This window comes from Streptomyces longisporoflavus (assembly GCF_014649775.1).
Taxonomy (GTDB): Bacteria; Actinomycetota; Actinomycetes; order Streptomycetales; family Streptomycetaceae; genus Streptomyces; species Streptomyces longisporoflavus.
Genome location: NZ_BMTR01000003.1, coordinates 138,483 through 156,717 on the forward strand (window position 1 = coordinate 138,483; position 18,235 = coordinate 156,717).

Consider the following 18,235-nt stretch of genomic DNA (forward strand, 5'->3'; position numbering starts at 1 on the left):
CGGACGGGCTTGATACCCGCTCGTCCGTCTCGCCTGACAGGGCGGACGCAAATCCTCGTCCGTTAGATTGATCCCGTGTTCTCCCTCTCCAGTCTCACGCGCCCCAAGGCCCTCGCCGTCTGTGCCGTACCCGTGGTCGCCCTGCTTGCCGTCACCGCGCTGGCGCCGTTGCCGTTCGCGGTGGCTCAGCCGGGGTCGACGGCGAACGTGCTCGGCGAGAGCGAGGGCAAGCCGGTCATCACGATCAGCGGTGCGCCCACCCGCGAGACGAGCGGGCAGCTGCGTATGACGACGATCGTGGCGACGGGTCCCGAGATGGACGTGAGCCTGGGTGACGTGGTGGACGGCTGGTTCCGTACGGACCGGTCCGTGATGCCGAAGGACTCGGTGTACCCCACCGGCGACAACGACGAGGAAGTCGAGAAGCACAACCTCGGCGACATGAAGAAGTCGCAGGACACGGCCACGCAGGCCGCGCTCTCCTACCTGAAGGAGAACGGCGTGGACGGCACCGGCAAGGTGAAGGTGAAGGTCGACCTCGGCAAGATCGGCGGGCCCAGCGCGGGCCTCTTTCTCTCGCTCGGCATCATCGACATGATCGACGGAAACGGCAGCGGCGGGGATCTCACGGGCGGCCGGAAGATCGCGGGCACCGGCACGATCGCCGATGACGGCAAGGTCGGCCCGGTCGGCGGTGTCTCGATGAAGACGCAGGCCGCCAAGCGTGACGGGGCGAGCGTCTTCCTGGTCCCCGAGGCCGAGTGCTCGGACGCTCAGGCGGAGCTGCCGAAGGGCCTGCGGCTGATTCCGGTCAAGACACTGAAGGGCACGGTCGACGCGCTGCGTTCCCTGGAGCGGGGCGGGAAGGTTCCGAGCTGCTGACCAGCCGAAGGCCGAACTCGACCATGGTCCAGCCCAGTTGAGATCGCAGGTGGGGCCGGCGTTTCCGTAAAGGCGCCGCTCGGTGGAGTTCGGCGGCACGGGTGCGGTGCAGCACGAGATGGACGTCGGGATGCATGGCTGAGGCCTCTCACTCGGTGTAGTGCGTCGGGAAGACGTGGGTGTGCAGGCGCACCCTTGCGGAGTCCGGTGTGCTCTCGTCGACCGCCAACGGGCGGTAGCTCTCGATGAGTTCGTTGATCCGGCCGTTCAGCTCCGCGGTGAGCTCGGGTGTCAGGCGCAGGGTGTAGTCGCTGATGTCGGCGCTCTCCGTCCACTCCGGGGACCAGTCGTGCTGCGTGCCGATCCAGGTGGAGACTTCCGAGGCGTGGAAGGCCGCCACCTCGTGGAGGTAGACGGCGACCGCGCCGCGCACCGTCGGGTCCGGGTCGGCCATGAGCGACTCGTCGAGGCGTGTGCCCTGGTGCGTCGACTGCCACCAGCGTTCGCGCCCCTTGCCCCGCCCCGGCGCGTCCTCGACGAAGCCGTGCGCGGCGAGCTGGCGCAGGTGGTAGCTCGTCGCACCGCTTGACTCGCCCAGGCGCTCCGCCAGTTGGGAGGCCGTGGCCGCGCCCTGCTTTCGCAGCGAGGTGAGCAGCTGGATGCGCAGAGGGTGGGCCAGGCCCCGCAGGGAGTGGGGGGTGAGGGTGTGGATCTTGCGGCTCTCGGGTTCTGTCACGCCGTCCGTCATGCCTCGACGATAGGTATGCAAAGACTCCGCTGCAACCCTTTCTTTGCAACGGAGTCTTTGTAACTTCCGGAGGCTGTGGCTCCGGTACGCGCCCGGCCGGGACTACTCCTTGATGAACCCCTCCCGCACCAACCAGTCCAAGGCCACCTCATGTGGATCCTGCCCGTCCACATCCACCTTGGAGTTCAGCTCCCTGGCCACCTTGTTGTTGAGCTTCTTCGTGATGGGGGCCAGGACCTCCGCCATCTCCGGGTGCTCCTTCAGGGACTTGCTGTTGATCTCCGGGGCGACGTTGTAGTTGGGGAAGAAGTGCTTGTCGTCCTCCGTCACCGACAGCTTCATCGCCTTGATGCGGCCGTCGGTGGTGAAGACCTCGCCGAACGTGCACGAGCCCTTGGCGGCCTGGGTGTAGATGATCCCGGTGTCCATCTTGGTGATGTTGGAGTTCGGGATCTTCATCCCGTACGCCTTCTGCATGCCGGGCAGGCCGTCCTCGCGGGAGGAGAACTCGCTCTCCACGCACAGCGTGACCGCCTTCGGGTCCGACTTCGACAGGGCCGCCACGTCGGAGAGCGTCTTCGTCTTGTACTTGGCCGCGTTCTTCTCGTTGAAGGCGAGGGCGTAGGTGTTGTTGAGCTCGGCGGGCGACAGCCAGGTGACGCCGTTCTCCGCGTCCGCCTTGCGCACCGCCTCCCACTGCTTGTGCGGGTCGTCGATGGGTTCGGAGTTGCCGAGGTACGTGATCCAGGCGGTGCCCGTGTACTCGTACATGGCGTCCGCGTCGCCGCTCTTGACGGCCTCGCGGGCGCCGATCGAGCCCTGGATGCCCGTCCGGTCGAGGACGTCCGCGCCGGCCGCCTCGAAGGCGATGCCCATGATCGCGCCGAGGATCAGCTGCTCGGTGAACTCCTTGGACGCCACGGTGAGGTCGGCGCCCTTCAGGGGCAGGCCCTTGCCGATCGTGCCCGGCTTCACGTCGTCCACCATCGGGCTGCCGCTGGTGAGGCCGCAGCCCGCGAGCAGGGCCCCGCCCATCACGCCGACCACCGCCGTACGCAACGTGACCCTCATGACCCGGCCTCCAAACCTCGCGGACGAAGGACCAGTTCGGCCAGGGAGGCCAGCCAGTCCACGAGCAGCGCGAGCGCGATCGTCAGGATCGAGCCGAGCATGAGGACCGGCATCCGCTGATTGGTGATGCCGGTGGTGATGAGGTCGCCGAGCCCGCCGCCACCGCCGAAGGTGGCGAGCGTCGCCGTCCCGACGTTCAGCACGAGGGCGGTGCGCACGCCCGCGAGGATCAGCGGTACGGCCAGCGGCAGTTCGACCTTGCCGAGGACTCCCCACGACGACATCCCGATGCCGCGCGCGGCCTCCAGGAGCGTCGGGTCGTTGGCGTTCAGTCCCGCGATCGTGTTGGAGAGGACCGGCAGGACGGCGTAGATGATGATGCCGATCAGGGCCGCCTTCTCGCCGATGCCGATCCAGATCACCAGGAGGGCGAGGAGGCCGATCGCCGGGGTCGCCTGGCCGATGTTGGCGAGGGCCATCGCGACGGGCGCTCCTTTGCGGAGCTTCTTGCGGGTCAGCAGGATGCCGAGCGGGATCGCGATGATCAGTACGAAGAAGGTGGAGATCGCCGTCAGTTGGATGTGCTGGCGCAGCCTGAGCCACACATTGCCGTCGGCCAGGGCGTTCTTCGAGATGGAGTCCAGGTCCGCCTGCTGGAACCACAGCCAGGTGAGGAGCAGGAGCAGGGCGAGGAACGCGGGCAGGACGGTCAGCTTCAGCCAGCCGATGCGCCGTGTCCGGCCCGTGGCCACCGACGGGGGCGGCGGCTCGGGCTCGCCCTCGCCCGTGTCGCGGAAGAGATGGCCCTTGACCTCGTGCTCGCCCTCTGGCCGTGGACCGGGTCCGTCGCCGGGCGCCGGTGTGTGCTCGGGGATCCGGGGGCCGTTCCCGTGGATGCCGCTCACGCCTTCGCCGCCCCTCCGTTGCCCTCCTGCTCGTGGTGGGTCAGCAGGGCGCGCTGCTCCTGGAGCTCGTGCTGGTGCTCCACGGCGTCGAGCCGGTCGGCCTCCAGCATTTCGTGGACGGAGTTCAGCAGCGTCTGCATGTCCACGACGCCGGTGAACTCGCCGCGCCGCCCGGTGACCGCGACCCGTCCCGCGTTGTCCGTGAGGACCGCTTCGAGCGCGTCGCGCAGCGTGGCGTCCCGGGTGACCGTGTCGTGGACCAGGGTGCCCGCGCGGGCCAGCGAACCCTCGGCGCGCATCAGGTCACCGCGGCGCAGCCACTTGTAGGGGCGGCGCCGTTTGTCGAGGAGCAGCAGTTCGTTCGTACCGCTGGAGCGCAGCTTGTCGAAGATGTCCTGGAGCGGGTCGTCGACGGTCACCGTCGCGAAGTCGGCGATCTCCACGTCCCGTACGCGGGTGAGGTTGAGCCGCTTCAAAGCCGCGCCCGCGCCCACGAAACCGGAGACGAAGTCGTCGGCGGGGTTGGTGAGAATGGCTTCCGGGGTGTCGAACTGCGCGATGTGCGAACGCTCCCGCAGGACGGCGATACGGTCACCGAGCTTGATCGCCTCGTCGAAGTCGTGCGTGACGAAGACGATCGTCTTGTGCAGTTCGTGCTGGAGCCGGATCAGCTCGTCCTGGAGGTGGTCGCGGGTGATCGGGTCGACCGCGCCGAACGGCTCGTCCATCAGGAGGACGGGTGGGTCGGCCGCGAGGGCCCGTGCCACGCCCACGCGCTGCTGCTGGCCGCCGGAGAGCTGGCGCGGATAGCGGCCGTGGAACTCGCCGGGGTCGAGCCCGACGAGGTCGAGCATCTCCTCGACCCTGGACTTGGTCTTCGCCTTGCCCCAGCCGATCATCTTCGGCACGAGGGCGATGTTCTGGGCGACGGTCATGTGCGGGAAGAGCCCGGACGACTGGATCGCGTACCCGATCTTGCGGCGCAGCTTCACCGGGTCCATGTCGGTGACGTCCTCGCCGCCGATGCGGATGCGGCCGCTGGTCGGCTCGATGAGCCGGTTGATCATCTTCAGCGTGGTCGACTTCCCGCAGCCCGAAGGGCCGACGAGGATGACGATCTCGCCCGCCTTGATCTCCATGTTGACGCTGTCCACCGCGGGGTCGCCGCTGCCCGCGTACCGCTTGGTCAGATTCTCCAGCTCGATCGTCGCGCCCGTGGTCTCGTGCGGGGCCGCCGCGCCCTCGGCCGTCGCCCCATCGGTGGAAGTCGCGGTGGTCTCAGACACGGATACCCCTCGAAATGGTCAGGCGGCCGATCAGGATGTACGCGGCGTCGAAGAGCAGGGCCAGGACGATGATCCCGAGCGTGCCCGCGAGTACCTGGTTGAGCGCGTTCTTGCTGCCGAGCGAGCCGATGCCGCGGAAGATCTCGTTGCCGAGGCCGGGTCCCGACGCGTACGCGGCGATGGCGGCGATGCCCATCAGCATCTGCGTGGAGACGCGGATACCGGTCAGGATCGGCGGCCAGGCGATCGGAAGCTCCACTTTCACCAGGCGTGCGGCGCGCGACATCCCGATGCCCTTCGCCGCGTCGACCAGCGAGGGATCGACGCCGCGCAGGCCGACGATGGCGTTGCGCACGATGGGCAGCAGGCCGTAGAGGGTCAGGGCGATGACCGTCGGGGCGACACCGAGGCCGACGACGGGGATCAGCAGGCCGATCATGGCGAGCGAGGGGATCGTCAGGAGGGTGGACGTCGCCGTGGTGGCCAGGCTGCCCGCCCACTCGCTCCGGTACGTGATGACGCCGATCAGTACTCCGATGACGGTCGCCACGACCATGCACTGGAAGACCGCGCTCGCGTGCTGGTAGGCGTCCGTCAGCAACTGCTGGTGGCGGTTGCCGAGGTAGTCCCAGAAGTTCACTGAACTGCTCACCTCGTCCAGGCGCGGTTCAGACGGCGCCGGGAGTCTCCCGGGGCCCGCGTGCTGCGTACGTCGTGTGGCCGTATCGCGTGGAGCCCGTCCGGCCGTCCGTTGTGCTACTTACCCGCATCAGGTGCCCTCTGACGCCTGTTCGACCAGCGGGATGATCCGCAGCGGAACAGGGTTCTCCATGACGATCGCCGTGGAGGCCCGGACGATGCCATCAAAACCCAGGACGCGGTCGATCACACGTTGGAGATCCGCGTTCGAACGGGCGACGAGACGGCAGAGCATGTCGCCGTGGCCGGTGATGGTGTGCAGTTCGAGCACCTCGGCGACGGTGGCCAGATGTGCCCGTACGTCGGCACCCTGCCCCTGTTTGATCTCCAGCGTGGCGAAGGCGGTGACGGGGTAGCCCAGGGCGGCGGGGTCGACCTCCGGGCCGAAGCCGCGGATGACTCCGTTCGACTGAAGGCGGTCCATCCGGGCCTGCACGGTCCCGCGCGCGACGCCGAGCCGGCGCGACGCCTCCAGGACACCGATGCGGGGTTCACGGGCGAGCAGCACGATGAGCCTGCCGTCCAGATGATCGATCGACATGGGGCGTTCTTCTCCGCATCAAGGGTGGGCATCGTGTACAGATGGCCCGCTCACTCTGACCTGTCGCTGGGCAGATTGCCCACTGAATACGCAAACTATTGCGCACCTTGCGATACGGCGGGAGCCTGCGCACATGGCAGCTACCGCGAACACCCAGCACACGGACACCACCCCCCACACCGCGCGCGAGGCCGATCCCTTCCCGGTCAAGGGAATGGACGCGGTCGTCTTCGCCGTGGGCAACGCCAAGCAGGCGGCGCACTACTACTCCACGGCGTTCGGCATGAAACTCGTGGCGTACGCCGGTCCGGAGACGGGCAGCCGCGAGACCGCGTCGTACGTCCTCGCCAACGGCGGCGCCCGCTTCGTCTTCACCTCCGTCATCAAGGCCTCCACGGACTGGGGCCACTTCATCGAGGGCCACGTCGCCGAGCACGGTGACGGCGTCGTCGACCTCGCCATCGAGGTGCCGGACGCCCGCGCCGCGTACGCCTACGCCGTCGAGCAGGGCGCCCGCGGCCTCACCGAGCCCTACGAGGTCAAGGACGAGCACGGCACGGTCGTGCTCGCGGCCATCGCCACGTACGGCAAGACCCGCCACACGCTGGTCGAGCGCACCGGCTACGACGGCCCCTACCTGCCCGGGTATTCCGCCGCCTCGCCGATCGTCGAGCCGCCGGCCAAGCGCACCTTCCAGGCCATCGACCACTGCGTCGGCAACGTCGAACTCGGCAAGATGAACGAGTGGGTCGCCTTCTACAACAAGGTCATGGGCTTCACGAACATGAAGGAGTTCGTGGGCGACGACATCGCCACCGAGTACAGCGCGCTGATGTCGAAGGTGGTGGCCGACGGGACGTTGAAGGTGAAGTTCCCGATCAACGAGCCCGCCATCGCCAAGAAGAAGTCCCAGATCGACGAGTACCTGGAGTTCTACGGCGGCGCGGGCGTCCAGCACATCGCGCTCGCCACGAACGACATCGTGGCGACCGTACGCACCATGCGCGCGGCCGGCGTCCAGTTCCTCGACACCCCCGACTCGTACTACGACACCCTCGGCGAGTGGGCCGGCGAGACCCGCGTCCCCGTCGAGACCCTGCGCGAGCTGAAGATCCTGGTCGACCGCGACGAGGACGGGTACCTGCTGCAGATCTTCACCAAGCCGGTCCAGGACCGCCCGACGGTCTTCTTCGAGATGATCGAACGGCACGGCTCCATGGGCTTCGGAAAGGGCAACTTCAAGGCCCTGTTCGAGGCGATCGAGCGCGAGCAGGAGAAGCGCGGCAACCTCTAGGGCCCGCGGCGATCGCTGGCTAGAGTGCGGACATGGCCAGGATCAACGACGTCGGCGGGATGACGGGCTTCGGCCCCGTCGTCACCGCCGACGACCCCGACGATACCGAGCCCTTCCACGCGGACTGGGAGGCGCGCGTTTTCGCGCTCAACAGCGCGCTGGTCCGCGAAGGCGTCTACAACCTCGACGAGTTCAGGGACGCCGTGGAGACGATGCCGCCGGGGGAGTACCTGGCGGCGTCGTACTACGAGCGGTGGTTCCACGCGATCCGCGTGCTGCTCGAACGCAAGGGCGTCGTGGCGGCGGGGGAGCTCGATGACTGACCGCTTCGCCTCGGGCGCCCGGGTCCGCACCGTCCACCACGACCCGACGCACCACACCCGCCTGCCCCGGTACGCCAGGGGCAAGCGGGGCGTGATCGTCGAACCGGAGGGCCGCCACCCGCTCGCCGACATCCGCTCGCAGGGGCGCGGCGACGCACCCCTGGAGCAGGTGTACGCGGTGCGGTTCGCCGCGCGCGAGCTGTGGGGCGAGGGCGACCACGAGGTGGTGCTCGACCTGTGGGAGAGCTACTTGGAGCCGGAAGCGGAGGCAGGACACTGATGTCCGGTACGCACACGGATGCGGCGATCTCCCGCCGCGTACGGAAGCTGGAAGCACTCCTGGAGGAGCGGGGAATCGTCGCGGGGGCCGCCCTCGACGAGGCCCTGGACGCGTTCCTCGCCGGATCGTCCCCGCTGAACGGGGCCCGGATCGTGGCACGGGCCTGGACGGACCCGGCGTTCAAGGAGCGCCTGCTCGCGGACGGCACGTCGGCGGTGGCCGAACTCGGTTACGCGGCGGGCGGGGTCCAGCCGCAGCGCCTGAGGGTCGTGGAGAACACCGCCCGCACCCACAACGTCGTCGTCTGCACCCTCTGCTCCTGCTATCCGGTACGGCTCCTCGGCCCTTCCCCCAGCTGGTACAAGAGCGAGGCCTACCGCTCCCGCGTGGTGCGCGAACCGCGGGCGGTCCTCGCCGAGTTCGGCTGCGTCCTGCCCGCCGACACCGAGATCACCGTCTGGGACTCCAGCGCGGAGACCCGCTATCTGGTCCTGCCCCGCCGCCCCGCGGGCACCGACGACCTCACCGAGCAGGCCCTCACCGACCTGGTCACCCGCAACGCCCTGATCGGCACGGCGACGCTGTAACCGCGGGCGAGCCTCGGCGGGGTCAGCTCTGCCGCGCGGGCTTCGGCTTGGGCTTCGGCGTCGGAATGGGGTCGGGGGTCGACCCCGGAGGCGCGTACATCTCCTCCGGGCCGCCGTCCGGGGGCTCGCCCAGGGCCTCCATCGCATGCTCGGCGGCCGGGACCAGCAGAGGGGAGAAGTGCGGGTTGATGCGCAGCGCCGCACCGATGTGCCGCCGCGCCGCCCCGTACTTGCCCAGCTCCCGCTCGATCTCGCCCCGGTGATAGGAGAGCAGCGCGCTGATCGGCCCCTTCTCCGTCGCCCGCGTGGCGTACTTCAGGCCCGCCTTGCTCTTACCGGCCCGATGCAGCGCCCAGCCCAGCGCGTCCGCCACCTCCGGACTCGCGTGCCGCTCGAACTCCGCCCGCAGCCGGCCCACCGCCGCCTCCGGGTCGCCGTGGTCCGCCTCGTACAGACCGAGGACCCGTTCGTCGTTGACGCCGTTGACCCCCTCCTGCTTCACCCGGGCCCGCAGCACGTCGTACTGCGCGCGGGCGGCCGGGGCGAGCCCCAGCGACTCGTACAGCTCGCCGAGAGCCAGGGCGTACTCCGGAGCGGGCTGCCTGACCAGCGCGTTCTGATAGGAACGCAGCGCGTCCGCCGTACGCCCAAGAGCCGCGAGCGCCCGGCCCTTCCCGGCGAGGGAGGGGTGGTGGTCAGGGTCGGCGTGCAGCGCCGCCTCGTAGTAGCGAAGCGCCTCCGCGGGCTCGCCCCGCTCCCACGACAGCTCGCCCACCCGGTACAGGCAGACCGCCTTCTGCGCGGGGCCCTCCGCGAGGGCCGCCGCGTCCATCAGCGCCGTCGCCGCGTCCTCGCGCCAGCCGCGGTCCCGGTAGACCTGCCCCGACCTGGCCTTCACCGCGGCGCCCGAATGCAGCTCCTTCAGCGTCTCCAGGGCCTTCTCCACGCCCTTCGCGTCGCCGAGACCGCTGTACGCCTCGATCAGCGCGGGATACGCCGACCACCGCTTCGGCGCGAGGGCGACCGCGCCCTCGGCCCACTTCTTCGCCCCGCGGTAGTCGTGCCGCGCGTTCGCGAGCGCCGCCATACCCGTCAGCGCCTGCGCGTTCCCCCGCGGCCCGGTCCGCAGCGATGTGCGCAGCGCCCGCTCGGCCCTGGGGTAGTACGCGGAGTCCGCGGTCCGCAGGCCACGCTCGACGTAGGCGGCCCCGAGCACCGCCCACGACTCGTCGTCACCGGGATGCCTGCGCAGATGCGTCTCCCGCTCCTCGATGAGGACCGTGAGATCCGGCAGCGCGGCGGGCGCCCCGGCACCCGCCGCCGCCATCGCCCGCCCGGCGGGCCCGAGAGCGGGCGGCACCGCCTTGTGGGGCTCGGGCCACAGCACCAGTACGCCGCCGAGCACCACGCACCCGGCGACCGAGGCGAGCAGAGCGCGCCGCAGGAGAGCGGACCGGCGCGGACGCCGTGAGGGCTCGCTCCAGAGGCGGGACGCGGCCGGTGACCGCCCGCCCTTCGCGGCCACGTCCCCGGCGGTCGCGTCCCCCGCGATCACGTCCTTCGCGGCCTCGGCCCCGGACCGGCTCTCGATCTCCATGACAGTCACTGTGCGTCAATACGAAGAGCACATCCCGGCATGTGGTCCGGCGTCGCACACGGGTTCACACCGATGGCCCCGGGTGCGAGGCTGTGATCATGAGCCGCACACTCATCGAACTCCTCCGCGCCGGTGACGAGGGCCTCCCCGCGGACGCCGTCCTCACGGACCCCGACGTCACGTCCTCGTACGCGAACGACATGGCGAGCTTCTGCGACGCGGGCACCCCGGCCGTCGTCGTCCTGCCCCGCACCGTCGAGCAGGTCCAGCACGTCATGCGCACGGCCACCGAGCTACGCGTCCCGGTGGTCCCGCAGGGCGCCCGCACGGGCCTCTCGGGCGGCGCGAACGCCAGCGAGGGCTGCATCGTGCTGTCCCTGCTCAAGATGGACCGCGTCCTGGAGATCAACCCCGTCGACCGGATCGCGGTCGTCGAACCCGGCGTCGTCAACGCCACGCTCTCCCGCGCGGTGAACGAGCACGGTCTCTACTACCCGCCGGACCCGTCCAGTTGGGAGACCTGCACCATCGGCGGGAACATCGGCACGGCCTCGGGCGGCCTGTGCTGCGTGAAGTACGGAGTGACGGCGGAGTACGTCCTCGGGCTCGACGTCGTCCTCGCCGACGGGCGGCTCATGAGCACCGGACGCCGCACCGCCAAGGGCGTCGCCGGCTACGACCTCACCCGCCTCTTCGTCGGCTCCGAGGGCAGCCTCGGCATCGTCGTCCGCGCGACCCTCGCCCTGAAACCGCAGCCGCCGCAACAGCTCGTCCTGGCGGCCGAGTTCGGCTCGGCACAGGCCGCCTGTGACGCCGTATGCAGGATCATGGAGGGCGGGCACGTCCCCTCCCTCCTCGAACTGATGGACCGTACGACCATCCGGGCCGTGAACGCCCTCGCCCACATGGGCCTCCCCGAGACCACCGAAGCGCTGCTCCTCGCCGCCTTCGACACCCAGGACCCCGCCGCCGACCTCGCGGCGGTCGGCGCGCTCTGCGAGGCCGCCGGTGCCACCCAGGTGGTCCCGGCCGAGGACGCGGCGGAGTCCGAACTCCTGCTCCAGGCGCGGCGGTTGTCGCTCACCGCGCTCGAAGCGGTCAAGGGCACGACGATGATCGACGACGTGTGCGTGCCGCGCTCGAAGCTCGCCGACATGCTCGAAGGCGTCGAGCGCATCGCCGACAAGTACAGCCTCACGATCGGGGTCTGCGCACACGCCGGCGACGGCAACACCCACCCCACCGTCTGCTTCGACGCGACGGACGCCGACGAGGGCCGCCGCGCCCGCGAGTCCTTCGACGAGATCATGGCCCTCGGTCTCGAACTCGGCGGCACGATCACCGGCGAGCACGGCGTGGGTGTCCTCAAGAAGGAGTGGCTGGCCCGCGAGATCGGCCCGGTGGGCGTGGAGATGCAGCGCGCCATCAAGACGGCGTTCGACCCGCTCTCCCTGCTCAACCCCGGCAAGCTGTTCTGACCCTCCGCATGCCCCCGTGGCGGCGGAGTTCACTCACCGTCCTTGGACTCGTCGGAGGGCCACGGGTCGCGCAGCCAGAGCTCGTCGATGCGGCCCGTGGTCGCCATGAGCAGCTCGGCGAGGCCGTCGTCGATGCCGAGCCGCTCAGCCTCGGAACCCGGAGGGACCACCCGCAGCGTCCGCTCGAGCCAGGCGGACACGGCCGCCGCCGGTGCCTCCAGAAGGGCGTCACCGTCGGGTGAGGTCAGCGCCATCAGTACGACGCTGCGCCCGTCGACCTTCGTGGGCCAGACCCGCACATCGCCGTGCCCGCACGGCCTGAACACCCCCTCGACCAACAGCTCGCGGGCGAACGTCCAGTCCACGGGCTGGTCGGAGCCGATGTGGAAGGCGATGTGGACGGCGTAGGGATCGTCGGTGCGATAGGTGAGGCGGGCCGGGACGGGGACGGCGCGTTCCGGCGAGATGACGAGTTTGAGCTCCAGCTCGCGTTCCACCACGGTGTGCATGTCGGTGCTGTTCCTTCCTCGTTGGGGACCCCGGAGCGGGTCCGTGCAAGGAGAGAGCGCGGGGACGGCAGAGCGTTACGCGGGTTCCGGAAAGTTTTTCCGCGTACGTTCGTCACGTGGTGGAACTACGTGATTGAACTGTGCCCGGAAAGTGGCGTGTGAGGCAGGACCCGCACGGTGGGGCGCGGAGGTCTGATAGATGTGGAGCCTCAAAAAGACCCCCGAGCAGATACGGGACGACGGACATGAGCGCCCCAACTCCGGCCCCAGGCGACGACAGGCCCCGCGAAGGCTACTACCCCGATCCGTCCATTCCCGGATATGTCCGGTACTGGAACGGCGCGGCCTGGGTGCCCGGGACCAGCCGTCCCGCACCGACCGACGGAGAGTCGCTGCCGGCGCCTCCCGGGTCCGCGTCCGCGCCCGCGTCTGCGTCCGGATCTGTGTCCGGGCCGGTGTCCGCACAGTCCAGGCCCGCGCCCGCGTCCACGCCTTCGGCGGAGGAGACCGGGCCGCACTTCTTCGACGAGGAGCCGTCCCCGGCGCCGGAGGCTGTGACAGGCGGTGCGGCTGATGCCGACGCGGCGCAGCACGGGACCAAGCCCGAACCCGCCTCGGCGTGGCAAGCGGACGCTGCTCGGCAGGCGGGGCTCAGCGGCGAACAGGATCAGCGAATTTCGTGGGGCGGGCCCGAGCAGCAGGGTGCCGCGAGGGCGGCGGATCCGCGGGTGGCGAGCGCATCGGCCTCCGGCGACACTCCTGCCTCTTCTCCCACCACACCCTCTACTCCCTCTCCTGGTCCCACATCCTCTGCGTCACCCGCGGCCCCGGTCTCTCCTTCTGCCCCTGCGTCCCCTTCTGCTCCGGAGGCGAACGGGCCCGGCACGGTGCAGATCCGTGCGATCAAGCCGGGCGGGTCGTCCGGTACGCCGAAGCAGCAGCCCCCGACCGAGGGGACGGTGACGTTCCGCAGGCCCGCGGGACCGGTGCGGCCCACCGCGCCCTCGCCCGCCACCGAGGGCACCATGGCGATCCGGGCGCTCCGCCCGAAGTCGTCCGGTGCGGGGTCGCAGACCCGGGCGCCCGAACAGGCCGCGGTACCGCCGCAGGCCGCCGCCCCTGCTCCTGCCCCGGCACCTGCCCCTGCGCCGGCACCCGCGCCGGCACCTGCGCCCGCCCCGGCACCTGCGCCCGCCCCGGCTCCCGCCCCCGTACAGCCCTCCGTTCCGCAGCAGGGCGGTGCGGCCTCGCCCGTGACCTCGGGGCCCGGCGGCGGCTCGCCCTCCTGGGCGCAGCAGGTGCACCAGCTCGCCGAGGGGGACGGGCAGCAGCCCGTGGTGCCGTGGAAGCCGGTGACCAACGACCCCTTCCTCGCGATGGCGCAGAGCCAGGCTTCCGGGCGGCCCTCGGGGCTCGGCAAGCGGTTCGCCGCGCGGCTCATCGACACGGTCGTCCTGGTGGCCGTGACCGGCGCGGCGGCGCTGCCGCTCGGCACGAAGGCCGCCGATCACGTGGACAGCAAGATCGACGCGGCGAAGATGTCCGGCGAGAAGGTCACCGTGTGGCTGCTCGACGGCACCACGGCGGGCTATCTGGGGATGGTCCTTGCCGTGCTGCTCCTCTTCGGCGTCCTCTACGAGGTGCTGCCCACGGCCAAGTGGGGGCGGACGCTGGGCAAGAGGGTCCTCGGGCTGCAGGTGCGGGACATCGAGGAGCACGAGCCGCCGACGTTCGGGGCGGCGCTGAAGCGGTGGCTCGTCTATGTGGTGCCGGGGGTCCTTGTGGTCGGGATCGTCGGCGTCCTGTGGTGCGTGTTCGACCGCCCGTGGCGCCAGTGCTGGCACGACAAGGCGGCGGGAACGTTCGTGGCTTAGTTCTGGCCCCCGGGCCTTGGGCGCCGTCTGTCACCGGCTTCGCCGAGTTCGTCCTCAAACGCCGGACGGGCTGGAAGTCTCCGGCCGGGCTGAAGGTCTTGGGCCGTCCGGCGATCGAGGTCGTTCTTAACCCGGACAGCCCCTCGCCGGATGCGCCCCCGGCGCCCCCGCGGTCGACTCGGCCCATGAGTACCGAACCGCCGCAGTATCCGCCGCCCCCCGACGACAACGACCCCTTCCGGAAGCAGCCCCCGCCGTACGGGGGAAGCGGCGTCGGAGGGGGCGGGGGAGATCCCTACGGCGGGGCCGGAGATCCGCTGGCCGGTATGCCGCCCCTGGCGGAGAGCGGTAAGCGTGTGCTCGCCCGGATCATCGACATGATCATCGTCGGCGTGGTCGTCTGGCTGCTCTCGTGGGGCTTTGGCACCAGTGAGTTCGACGTCGACCCGGACCAGGTCCAGTACGGCAAGAGCTTCGGCCAGTCCCTGCTCGCCGCCGTGCTCTACATCGCGTACGACAGCTTCATGATCTCCAGGACGGGCCAGACCCTCGGCAAGAAGTGGCTGGGGATGCGGGTCGCGAACCTCAACGACGGGGCGACGCCCACCCTGCAGACCGCGCTCGTCCGCGCGGCCGTCCTCTGGCTGCCGTTCGCCTTCTGCTGCGCCTGCATCTGGACGGCGATCTGCGGCGGCTGGAGTTTCTTCGACAAGCCCTACAAGCAGGGCCTGCACGACAAGGCTGCCAAGACGGTGGTGGTCAGCACCGGCTGACCACCGCAGACCGCCTCGGCGGCAAGGACATCGGCAGTTCGGGCGGGCCCGTGATCTTTACGGGCCCGCCGGCTCGCGTACGGAGTCGGCGAGGACGGGCGCGGCGGCCCGCTGGACCGGAACCCGCTCTGTGGCGGTCCTGGCGGCGGGGGCGACCCGGGCCCGGGCGGCAGGGGAGACCGCGGGTGCGGGCGCGGGCTGGGGCCGCGGTCGGGGAACCGTCATGGCCACGAGTAACCCGAGGCCGAGCGCGGCGACTGTTATCACCGCGACACCGATCCCCGAAGTCGTCTGGGAGAGCAGCAGCATGGCGAGCGTCGAGAAGACGACCGTCAGCGTGCCGTAGGTGGCCTGAGCGGGGGTCGGACGAGGCAGCGGCATGGGACGAGGCATGGCGTAATCCGTCCTCGGGACAGCGGATACGGGGGTGGTCGTGCCCGATGTGAAGCTGTGTATACGAATCAAAGGATGCTTGGTGGCAACGACTTGCGATGTGTCGTCGCGCGCCATGACGCACCGACGAATGACTCTAATCCGCTCCATGCCCGACGGGAACAGCCAGTAAGCGTGACCTAACCCACGGTGCGGCAGCACAGGGGGCGCACGGGTTCATGATGTCCAGCAAGTGGACTGCGGGGCGCGCCTGTTGACCATGCCTCCGGGCGGGTGCACCTGTCCGGATAGCGGATCTCCGAGCCTGCATAGTGCACTTGGCCTGTTCAAGTCAAGGTCTGTCTTTTCTCCCGCATCTCCGGTCGAATGTCGTCACTTGTGACGCGTATCGCGCGCGGACCTCCTCCGACCGGGACCTCGGCCCGCCTTCGCGCGGACGCGGGGGAGGACAGCATCAAGTGACAGTCAGCAGACGGACGTTCAGAGCCACCGCGGCTGCCGTGGCGATGGCCGCGGCAGCCGCCACGTTCTCGGCAGCCACCGCATCGGCCGACGACAGCGGCTCCACCGGGGCTCCCGCCATTGACCGGCAGGACCCGGGCAGGACCAAGGCGCAGGTCGACCACGACCTCGAAGGGCCCTTCAGCAAGCAGCAGGCGCAGCAGCGCAAGGCCGCCCTCCAGCAGGTCATCGAGGGCGACGCCAAGGTGCAGAAGCGCGGCGGCTCCCAGGTCGTGAAGCTCGACGACAAGAAGTACGTCGAGCTCGGCCGGGAGAAGACCGACAAGATCTTCACGATCCTGGTCGAGTTCGGCGACAAGGTGGACGACACCACCATGTACGACCCGGACGGCGCGGAAGGACCCAAGCCGCCCGTCAAGAAGTACGGCGGCAAGCCCGGCCCCGCGCACAACCAGATAGCCGAGCCGGACCGTGCGAAGGACAACAGCACGGCCTGGCAGAAGGACTACAACCAGAAGCACTTCCAGGACCTCTACTTCGGTGAGGGCAAGGACAGCAAGGGCAAGCAGAAGCACTCGCTGAAGACCTACTACGAGAAGACCTCCTCCGGCCGTTACTCGGTCGACGGCGAGGTCTCCGACTGGGTCAAGGTCGACTACAACGAGGCCCGTTACGGCTCCAATTACTGCGGCGACACCAACTGTGCCAACGTCTGGGACGCGGTGAAGGACGGCGTCACCGCCTGGACCAAGGACCAGAAGGCACAGGGCCGCACGGACGCCCAGATCAAGGCCGACCTCGCCAAGTACGACCTCTGGGACCGCTACGACTTCGACGGCGACGGCGAGTTCAACGAGCCCGACGGCTACATCGACCACTTCCAGATCGTCCACGCGGGCGAGGACGAGTCGGCCGGCGGCGGCGCCGAGGGCACCAACGCCCTGTGGGCGCACCGCTGGTACGCGTACGGCAGCGACGCGGGCAAGACCGGCCCCGGCCAGAACAAGGCGGGCGGCACGCAGATCGGCGACTCGGGCATCTGGGTCGGCGACTACACGATGCAGCCGGAGAACGGCGGCCTCGGCGTCTTCGCCCACGAGTACGGCCACGACCTGGGCCTGCCCGACCTGTACGACACCTCGGGCAAGGGCGAGAACTCGGTCGGCTTCTGGTCGCTGATGTCGGCCGGTTCGTGGCTCGGCACCGGCAAGGACGCCATCGGTGACCTGCCCGGCGACATGACGGCCTGGGACAAGTTCCAGCTGGGCTGGCTCGACTACGCCAAGGCCAAGGCCGCGACGACGTCCGAGCACAAGCTGGGCGTCTCGGAGTACAACACCCGCCACCGCCAGGCGCTCGTCGTCGAACTGCCCAAGAAGCCCGTCACCACCACGGTCACCAAGCCCACCGAGGGCTCCAAGCAGTGGTGGAGCGACCAGGGCGACGACCTCAAGAACACCCTGACGCGCTCGGTCGACCTGACCGGCAAGTCCAAGGCCGGGCTCACGCTCGACGGTTGGTGGGACATCGAGGCCAACTACGACTACCTCTACACCGAGGTGTCCACGGACGGCGGCGCCAACTGGACGCCGGTGGACGGCACCGCGGACGGCAAGGCCATCCCGCGCGACGCCGGCGACAAGCCCGCGTTGACCGGTGCCTCGGGCGCGTACAAGAAGCTGGCGTTCCCGCTCGACGCGTACGCCGGCAAGAAGATCGACCTCCGTTTCCGTTACTCCACGGACGGCGGCGCGGGCGGCAAGGGCTTCGCGGCCGACGCGCTCGCGGTCACCGCGGACGGCGCCAAGGTCTTCGAGGACGGCGCCGAGGGCGACGACAACGGCTGGACGGCGAAGGGTTTCTCGCGCATCGGCGAGTCCTTCACCAAGAAGTACGACCAGTACTACCTCGCCGAGAACCGCCAGTACGAGTCGTACGACAAGACCCTCGAGGTCGGCCCGTACAACTTCGGCTTCTCCAAGTCCCGTCCGGACTGGGTCGAGCACTACCCGTACCAGACCGGCCTGATGATCTGGCAGTGGGACACCTCGCAGAAGGACAACAACACCAGCGCCCACCCGGGCGAGGGCCTGATCCTTCCGGTGGACGCGCACGCCAAGCCGCTCAAGTGGACGGACGGCACCCTGCTGCGGAACAAGATCCAGCCGTTTGACGCGCCCTTCAGCAAGTACGCGACCGACAAGTTCACGCTCCACAACGCGGACGTCGCGCTGAAGATCAAGTCCCAGAAGGGTGTCCCGGTCTTCGACGACCGCAAGGGCACTTACTGGTACAAGGAGAACGGCACGGGAAGTGTCAAGGTCACTGACACCAACACTCAGATCAAGATCATCAAGCAGCCGAAGGACGGCTCGACGATCACGGTCCAGGTCGGCCCCTCCTCGAAGTAATTAGCGTTTGCGCAGGTCAAGCCATGATCGGCCGCCGCCCCCTAGCGGGCGGCGGCCGATCGTGTTTAGGTGCGTCCTGTGGATTCCTTATTGACACGGGGCCCGGCCAGGGGCCTCGTGCG

General features: G+C 69.5%; 18 protein-coding genes. 9 read left to right on the plus strand and 9 right to left on the minus strand.

The window, feature by feature from the left end; genetic code table 11:
- The first annotated feature begins 75 nt into the window (after positions 1-75).
- Entirely contained in the window at positions 76-882 is an 807-nt protein-coding gene (locus IE226_RS07245; protein WP_190080203.1) for a S16 family serine protease, read from the plus strand.
- A gap of 148 nt (positions 883-1,030) precedes the next feature.
- Here the strand turns inward: IE226_RS07245 and IE226_RS07250 are convergent, their stop codons facing one another.
- The 6 genes from IE226_RS07250 to IE226_RS07275 form a co-directional block, all read right to left on the minus strand.
- Entirely contained in the window at positions 1,031-1,630 is a 600-nt protein-coding gene (locus IE226_RS07250; RefSeq protein ID WP_190080204.1) for an ArsR/SmtB family transcription factor, read from the minus strand.
- A 102-nt stretch (positions 1,631-1,732) separates the two neighbouring features.
- Complete coding sequence (locus tag IE226_RS07255; protein ID WP_190080205.1) at positions 1,733-2,701, minus strand: glycine betaine ABC transporter substrate-binding protein; 969 nt, start codon at positions 2,699-2,701, stop codon at positions 1,733-1,735.
- Entirely contained in the window at positions 2,698-3,597 is a 900-nt protein-coding gene (locus IE226_RS07260) for an ABC transporter permease (RefSeq protein ID WP_229870665.1), read from the minus strand. Before IE226_RS07260 ends, IE226_RS07255 begins: the two co-directional genes overlap by 4 nt.
- A 5-nt stretch (positions 3,598-3,602) precedes the next feature.
- Positions 3,603-4,892, minus strand: a complete 1,290-nt coding sequence (locus IE226_RS07265; RefSeq protein WP_373306899.1) for a betaine/proline/choline family ABC transporter ATP-binding protein — start codon at positions 4,890-4,892, stop codon at positions 3,603-3,605.
- Positions 4,885-5,532, minus strand: a complete 648-nt coding sequence (locus IE226_RS07270) for an ABC transporter permease (RefSeq protein ID WP_190080537.1) — start codon at positions 5,530-5,532, stop codon at positions 4,885-4,887. The genes IE226_RS07265 and IE226_RS07270 overlap by 8 nt, the downstream gene beginning before the upstream one ends.
- A 129-nt stretch (positions 5,533-5,661) precedes the next feature.
- Positions 5,662-6,132: an Lrp/AsnC family transcriptional regulator gene (locus IE226_RS07275; RefSeq protein WP_190080206.1), complete on the minus strand. Its 471-nt coding sequence runs from the start codon at positions 6,130-6,132 to the stop codon at positions 5,662-5,664.
- 133 nt (positions 6,133-6,265) lie between these two features.
- Between IE226_RS07275 and hppD the strand changes: the two genes are divergently transcribed.
- Genes hppD through nthA form a run of 4 tightly spaced genes read left to right on the plus strand, consistent with a single transcriptional unit; the run spans position 6,266 to position 8,616 of the window.
- Complete coding sequence (gene hppD / locus IE226_RS07280) at positions 6,266-7,426, plus strand: 4-hydroxyphenylpyruvate dioxygenase (RefSeq protein WP_190080207.1); 1,161 nt, start codon at positions 6,266-6,268, stop codon at positions 7,424-7,426.
- A 32-nt stretch (positions 7,427-7,458) separates the two neighbouring features.
- Positions 7,459-7,749, plus strand: coding sequence for an SH3-like domain-containing protein (locus tag IE226_RS45205; RefSeq protein ID WP_190080208.1), 291 nt, complete (start codon positions 7,459-7,461; stop codon positions 7,747-7,749).
- The gene (locus IE226_RS45210) at positions 7,742-8,029 is read left to right on the plus strand and encodes an SH3-like domain-containing protein (protein WP_190080209.1); all 288 of its coding nucleotides are present in this window, start codon (positions 7,742-7,744) and stop codon (positions 8,027-8,029) included. Before IE226_RS45205 ends, IE226_RS45210 begins: the two co-directional genes overlap by 8 nt.
- Positions 8,029-8,616 carry a nitrile hydratase subunit alpha gene (nthA, locus tag IE226_RS07295; protein WP_190080210.1) on the plus strand — a complete coding sequence of 196 codons (588 nt, stop codon included), beginning with the start codon at positions 8,029-8,031 and terminating at the stop codon, positions 8,614-8,616. Before IE226_RS45210 ends, nthA begins: the two co-directional genes overlap by 1 nt.
- Positions 8,617-8,638: 22 nt before the next feature.
- Here nthA and IE226_RS07300 read toward each other — a convergent pair whose 3' ends face one another.
- The gene (locus tag IE226_RS07300; RefSeq protein WP_190080211.1) at positions 8,639-10,213 is read right to left on the minus strand and encodes a tetratricopeptide repeat protein; all 1,575 of its coding nucleotides are present in this window, start codon (positions 10,211-10,213) and stop codon (positions 8,639-8,641) included.
- A 98-nt stretch (positions 10,214-10,311) separates the two neighbouring features.
- On the opposite strand from IE226_RS07300, the gene IE226_RS07305 reads away from it, so the two are divergent.
- Positions 10,312-11,691 (plus strand): FAD-binding oxidoreductase, encoded by a 1,380-nt coding sequence (locus tag IE226_RS07305; protein WP_190080212.1) that lies wholly within the window; start codon positions 10,312-10,314, stop codon positions 11,689-11,691.
- Positions 11,692-11,720: 29 nt separating this feature from the next.
- Here IE226_RS07305 and IE226_RS07310 read toward each other — a convergent pair whose 3' ends face one another.
- On the minus strand, positions 11,721-12,200 hold the full coding sequence (locus IE226_RS07310) for an SsgA family sporulation/cell division regulator (RefSeq protein WP_190080213.1): 480 nt from the start codon (positions 12,198-12,200) through the stop codon (positions 11,721-11,723).
- 245 nt (positions 12,201-12,445) lie between these two features.
- On the opposite strand from IE226_RS07310, the gene IE226_RS45445 reads away from it, so the two are divergent.
- Both IE226_RS45445 and IE226_RS07320 read left to right on the plus strand, forming a co-directional pair.
- On the plus strand, positions 12,446-14,074 hold the full coding sequence (locus tag IE226_RS45445; protein WP_190080214.1) for an RDD family protein: 1,629 nt from the start codon (positions 12,446-12,448) through the stop codon (positions 14,072-14,074).
- A 185-nt stretch (positions 14,075-14,259) separates the two neighbouring features.
- Positions 14,260-14,847, plus strand: a complete 588-nt coding sequence (locus IE226_RS07320) for an RDD family protein (RefSeq protein WP_190080215.1) — start codon at positions 14,260-14,262, stop codon at positions 14,845-14,847.
- Between the two features lie 57 nt (positions 14,848-14,904).
- Here IE226_RS07320 and IE226_RS07325 read toward each other — a convergent pair whose 3' ends face one another.
- Complete coding sequence (locus tag IE226_RS07325) at positions 14,905-15,222, minus strand: hypothetical protein (protein WP_190080538.1); 318 nt, start codon at positions 15,220-15,222, stop codon at positions 14,905-14,907.
- Positions 15,223-15,698: 476 nt separating this feature from the next.
- On the opposite strand from IE226_RS07325, the gene IE226_RS07330 reads away from it, so the two are divergent.
- Positions 15,699-18,113: an immune inhibitor A domain-containing protein gene (locus IE226_RS07330; RefSeq protein WP_190080216.1), complete on the plus strand. Its 2,415-nt coding sequence runs from the start codon at positions 15,699-15,701 to the stop codon at positions 18,111-18,113.
- Positions 18,114-18,235: the final 122 nt, after the last annotated feature.

Excerpts from the sequence above, each read along its gene's own strand:
- IE226_RS07320 (WP_190080215.1), top strand. The coding sequence starts at position 14,260 with ATGAGTACCGAACCGCCGCAGTATCCGCCGCCCCCCGACGACAACGAC.
- IE226_RS07305 (WP_190080212.1), top strand. The coding sequence starts at position 10,312 with ATGAGCCGCACACTCATCGAACTCCTCCGCGCCGGTGACGAGGGCCTC.
- IE226_RS07250 (WP_190080204.1), bottom strand. The coding sequence starts at position 1,630 with ATGACGGACGGCGTGACAGAACCCGAGAGCCGCAAGATCCACACCCTC.
- IE226_RS45205 (WP_190080208.1), top strand. The coding sequence starts at position 7,459 with ATGGCCAGGATCAACGACGTCGGCGGGATGACGGGCTTCGGCCCCGTC.
- IE226_RS45445 (WP_190080214.1), top strand. The coding sequence starts at position 12,446 with ATGAGCGCCCCAACTCCGGCCCCAGGCGACGACAGGCCCCGCGAAGGC.
- IE226_RS07275 (WP_190080206.1), bottom strand. The coding sequence starts at position 6,132 with ATGTCGATCGATCATCTGGACGGCAGGCTCATCGTGCTGCTCGCCCGT.
- nthA (WP_190080210.1), top strand. The coding sequence starts at position 8,029 with ATGTCCGGTACGCACACGGATGCGGCGATCTCCCGCCGCGTACGGAAG.
- IE226_RS07255 (WP_190080205.1), bottom strand. The coding sequence starts at position 2,701 with ATGAGGGTCACGTTGCGTACGGCGGTGGTCGGCGTGATGGGCGGGGCC.
- IE226_RS45210 (WP_190080209.1), top strand. The coding sequence starts at position 7,742 with ATGACTGACCGCTTCGCCTCGGGCGCCCGGGTCCGCACCGTCCACCAC.
- IE226_RS07310 (WP_190080213.1), bottom strand. The coding sequence starts at position 12,200 with ATGCACACCGTGGTGGAACGCGAGCTGGAGCTCAAACTCGTCATCTCG.
- hppD (WP_190080207.1), top strand. The coding sequence starts at position 6,266 with ATGGCAGCTACCGCGAACACCCAGCACACGGACACCACCCCCCACACC.
- IE226_RS07300 (WP_190080211.1), bottom strand. The coding sequence starts at position 10,213 with ATGGAGATCGAGAGCCGGTCCGGGGCCGAGGCCGCGAAGGACGTGATC.